Origin of the sequence: Methanospirillum sp., assembly GCF_028679455.1 — an archaeon.
Classification (GTDB): domain Archaea; phylum Halobacteriota; class Methanomicrobia; order Methanomicrobiales; family Methanospirillaceae; genus Methanospirillum.
Map to the genome: position 1 here is coordinate 1 of NZ_JAJRBM010000350.1, position 4,741 is coordinate 4,741.

Annotated in this window: 3 protein-coding genes; all 3 read left to right on the forward strand. The window is 46.0% G+C overall.

Going from position 1 to position 4,741, the window contains the following annotated elements; translation table 11 throughout:
• Positions 1–1,053 (forward strand): PAS domain S-box protein (locus LUQ50_RS11900; protein WP_300040053.1); only part of this gene is annotated, 1,053 nt, incomplete at its 5' end.
• Between the two features lie 227 nt (positions 1,054–1,280).
• Complete coding sequence (locus LUQ50_RS11905) at positions 1,281–4,265, forward strand: DEAD/DEAH box helicase (RefSeq protein ID WP_300040054.1); 2,985 nt, start codon at positions 1,281–1,283, stop codon at positions 4,263–4,265.
• The coding region (locus tag LUQ50_RS11910) for a hypothetical protein (RefSeq protein WP_300040055.1) at positions 4,265–4,741 on the forward strand (477 nt) is incomplete at its 3' end. The genes LUQ50_RS11905 and LUQ50_RS11910, both read left to right, overlap by 1 nt.

The window sequence follows — 4,741 nt, forward strand, 5'->3', positions numbered from 1 at the left end:
AAAGAAAGTCAGCAAAAATTTAAAAGCCTTTTTTATCTTTCCCCAATTGCAATCATGGTATACGATCATCAGGGATTGCTTGCCGACGCAAACTCAGCGGCAATCTCAATATTCGGACAATCTGATGAAAGCATGTTGAGTTCAGGGAAATTATTTACTCACCCGCTCCTGAACATTTCTGATCGGGTAAAAATAAGCAGAGGAATTTCAATAGATTCAGATATTTCCCTGGATTATGATCATGAACGATCACAGTACCAGTTTCCGTCATCACGAAGCGGGACCGGTCACCTTCGTGTCATGGTCAGTCCGATATCGCATCCGTCAAATGCTGAAATCGGTTGGTACCTGGCCCAGGTAATTGATGAAACCGAACGAAAAAAAGCAGAAATCGCCAATGTGGTAAACGAACTAAAATATCGAAGCGTTTTTGCAAATGTCTCTCACGGCCTTATTCTGTTTGAACTACTCGCCGATGGAGAAACAGGACCGATTCTTGACATGAACCCAAAGGCGGAGGAGTTGATCCAGAGAACGCTAAGTGATGCACTGGCAGACGCGGATCTGGTTCAGAACTATCTGGATATATCGGGATCCAATTTGGGAATATCGAGACATACCGAAACTGGTGAGGTCTGTACCAGAGAAATGGCACTACAAATATATGGTGGAGGATACATCCCAGTTTTTGTAACCTTTGTGTTATTCCGCATCGCAGATAAAAAAGTAGGGCTTGCCGTTGTCGAGGATATCACTCAGAAAAAGAAGTACGAAGAAGAGCGGGTACGAATGATACAGCAGATTGAAAAAAATCTTGCTGAACTGGCAATCCTGAATGATGGGATTAGAAATCCTCTGACTGTAATCATGTTGATTGTTGATGAACTTGATGAGAAGATCGCAAATCCGGTACTAACTCAGATCAGGATAATCGATCATCTGATCGATACACTTGATAAGCGATGGCTGGAATCAGAAAAGATTCTGCAATTCCTGAGAAAACATCATCACGCCCACCTCGATTTGAGTAACAATGATACCAGGAAAAATTGATTTCGCTTAAATGAGGTCCGAATATCATAAGGTCTTTGCCGATAATATAATACGGAATATCGGAGGCCTCATTGTCATTGTCTCAACAGTCAGGACCCATACTGCACATCCTGTATAATCCTCATAACCCATCATCATTACTCCTGTTTGGAGAGTCCTGTGCACCAGGACAAACGGATCAGATCTGTACTGCTTCTTCAAATTCCCCTCCGGTTCATCCATTTTCAATGGAAACAGATCATCTTGAAGATTTAATCAGTCAGGTAGTTCACATACCATCCAAATGTGTTCAACCCGTTATTGAGTTCCCGATATCCGGATCACTGCTGGTGAGTTCTCCCGAGCGTATGAAACTACTCAGCCTGCCTCCGGCAAATCCTGAAAAAGTATCGCATTTCCGGGTACCGGCATTACAATATCCGATTGATCTTCTTCTCCACTTTTCCAGGTATGCACCTGCCATTCCCTTATGGGTTGAAGGAGGCACACTCCGATTCTGGCAGAGCGTCGTCAGCCTTGCACAGGAGATGGTAATCAGGGGAAGATATCTTCCAGCGATCGGTACGTATCAGAATGGAGGAATCTGTACCAGATGGAAAATATGTCCGTCAGCATATGACACACAGCGAATCAATCTCCTTGCAAAGGCTATTTCTCCTTTGCAACTGGGGTTTCAGAGAAATCTGGATGAATCTGCAATTCAAGTACGAAAAAATGAGACGATAACAACTTTTTTGGAATCCCTGATCTCCCGGATTATCAACCTCGCAGAACAGCATGATCTACAAGATCCCGCATCCCGGTACACCCCGATTGAGCGATTAAAATATGCCCAGGAACTGACCGCCCTCTATTTTCTTCAGGGATATGAAAGACATCTGATGCCTCTTGCCACGCCGCAGATCACAAACGGCTGGAAGAACAAATGTATCCTCTGGACTGATACTTCAGCGATTGATATTCCGGATGATCTCCCCTGGATAATAGTTGTTCAGATCAGTGAACTTCCTGACCCGATATCCCCAGTTCATAAAGTGGCTGATACAACTCATGAATGGGCTATCTCATTTCTTATTCGATCTGCTGATAATCCGGATATTCTGATTCCTACTCACGAATTCAGGCAGCATGAACTTCCTCATGTTGCACTTCCCGGGGATGAAGAACTCCAGTCCATGCTCAGAAGAACTGTTGAAACGCTGAATGCGATCCTTCCCGGATTAGCAATTGAATATCGATCCACAACAGATCCTATCATCAGAATTCCTGAATCAGATCTCATCAGGTTCCTTACTCATGATGTAAGGCTGATAGAAGCACAGGGCGTTGAGTTTTTGTACCCGGAATGGTGGGGTCGTCCCTCAGAACCTGCAAGGATATCCCTGTCTATACAGCAGAGGCAGGATTCAGGAGTCACTTCTCTGGTTGGTCTTCAGACTCTTCTTCATTTCGATTACCGGATCTCTATCGGTGAAGATAGTATCAGTTCAGCAGAATTCAGAAAACTGGTCGAGCAACAGACCTCCACAGTCCGCTTTGGAAAACGCTGGGTAACCATTGACCAACCACTTTTAGAACAGAAGATAAAAACCGTAGAAAAAAAGTATAAAAAACACCGCTTGTCAGTATCTGACCTGCTCAGACTGATTGCCAGGTCCGAAGACCCACATGAAGATCTGACGGTGGATCCGGAAGATGCATGGACTGCAGATCTTCTTACCGGAATAAAAGAAGGGTGGCATCACAGACCGGTAGAGGTACCTGAATCCTTTCGAGGAGTACTTCGTCCATATCAGAAAACCGGCCTTTCATTTCTGATGGCCTGTAGATCACTCGGATTTGGGGCCTGTCTTGCAGATGACATGGGTCTTGGTAAGACACCTCAGACCATTGCCTACCTTCTCGCTGCCAAAAATCAGGGAACACTTAAGGGGCCATCACTGTTGATATGTCCGACCTCCATTATTGGAAACTGGGAACGGGAACTGGCACGATTCGGTCCTGACCTGACATGTTTTATCCATCATGGCCCTTCCCGTCTGCGTGGAGAATCATTTATCCAGAAAGCCAGTGAGTCTGATCTGATCATCACTTCTTATGCACTTATTCCCCGGGATCTGGATTTGCTTTCTGATCTGACCTATGCAGTTCTCATTCTGGATGAAGTGCAGAACATTAAAAATTCCCAGACAAAACAATTCAGGGCGGTCAGAACACTCAGTGCTGATCACCGGATAGCACTCACCGGAACTCCGGTTGAAAATCATCTTACTGAACTCTGGGCAATTATGGAGGTATTAAACCCGGATTATCTCGGATCACTTTCAGCATTTCAGAAGATATATGCTAGCCCGATTGAGAAAGGCGATGCTGAAGAAAAAGCTACAGAATTACGAAGAATGATCAGGCCTTTCCTGCTCAGACGAGTGAAGACCGATACTTCGGTCATCTCTGATCTTCCAGAAAAGATGGAGATGCAGGTATACTGTTCACTGACCCATGAACAGGCAGCAGACTATCAGGCGACGGTTAATGGGCTTGCTCATGATCTTCAGCAGGCTACCGGGATAGCCAGGAAAGGTAGAATTTTATCTGCACTGACCAGATTAAAACAGATCTGCAACTTCCCGGATACAGGAACGGAGGTAATTGATAATCCGGAGAGATCAGGTAAAGTAACACGGCTCATCGAGATGCTTGAAGAGATCCGTGATGAAGGGGATGCCGCAATCATTTTTACCCAGTACGCCACCTTTGCCAAAGCACTGGCAAGACAAATCCATCAGTCACTTGAGCGGGAAGTCCTGCTCCTGACCGGTTCAACCCCCCGATTAAAACGTGAGGAGATGATCAACAGGTTTGCACGATCAGATGGCCCTCTGTTCTTTGTGATCTCACTTCGGGCAGGTGGTACTGGGCTGAACCTCATGCGGGCAAATCACGTATTTCATATAGACCGGTGGTGGAATCCTGCTGTTGAAGATCAGGCAACCGACCGGACCTACCGGATAGGGCAGACTAAAACGGTACAGGTTCATCTCCTGATCACTGCCGGAACGCTTGAAGAGCAGATCCATGATCTCATCTCCAGAAAACGAATCATTGCGGATCAGGTCATATCATCTGGGGAGGAATGGCTAACCGAACTTCCCACCGGTGAACTGATGGATGTACTCCGGCTCAGAGAACAGGTGTTTGGAGATGAACTCTGATGACTCATCATTCAGGTTTGGGAAATAGTCACGATGAGCGGACACGACAGCAGTTGCTTGGAGAAGCATGGTGGACCAGCGAATTTCTCGCCATGATGCGTCCGGGAAAAGACACCACCCAGTTGGTAAAAGGACGACGACTTGCTGAACGCGGCCAGGTGATCATCCAGGGAATTTACGCGGGTGGAGTTGAAGCGATCATACTGGAAGCGGTGGGAGGCTCACACCGGACAACAGTATGGATTACTGATCTTGATGACAACTGGGAAGTGGTATTCAGAATCTTTGCTGTCCATCAGGTACTGTTTTCCAGACTTTTATCAGGAGACTACAGTAAGGATCTTGATACTATCCTGAAGGAAGCTGGAATTTGTATCATACCTGCTTCGCTGGAAGATCTGGATTACCGGTGTGTCTGTGAATCCGGTCATCACACCTGCAGTCATATCGTTGCAACCTATCTGGCTCTCGGGTAT

Bases quoted from the DNA above. Each gene is read 5' to 3' on its own strand.
- LUQ50_RS11905 (WP_300040054.1), top strand. From the start codon at position 1,281: ATGGAAACAGATCATCTTGAAGATTTAATCAGTCAGGTAGTTCACATA.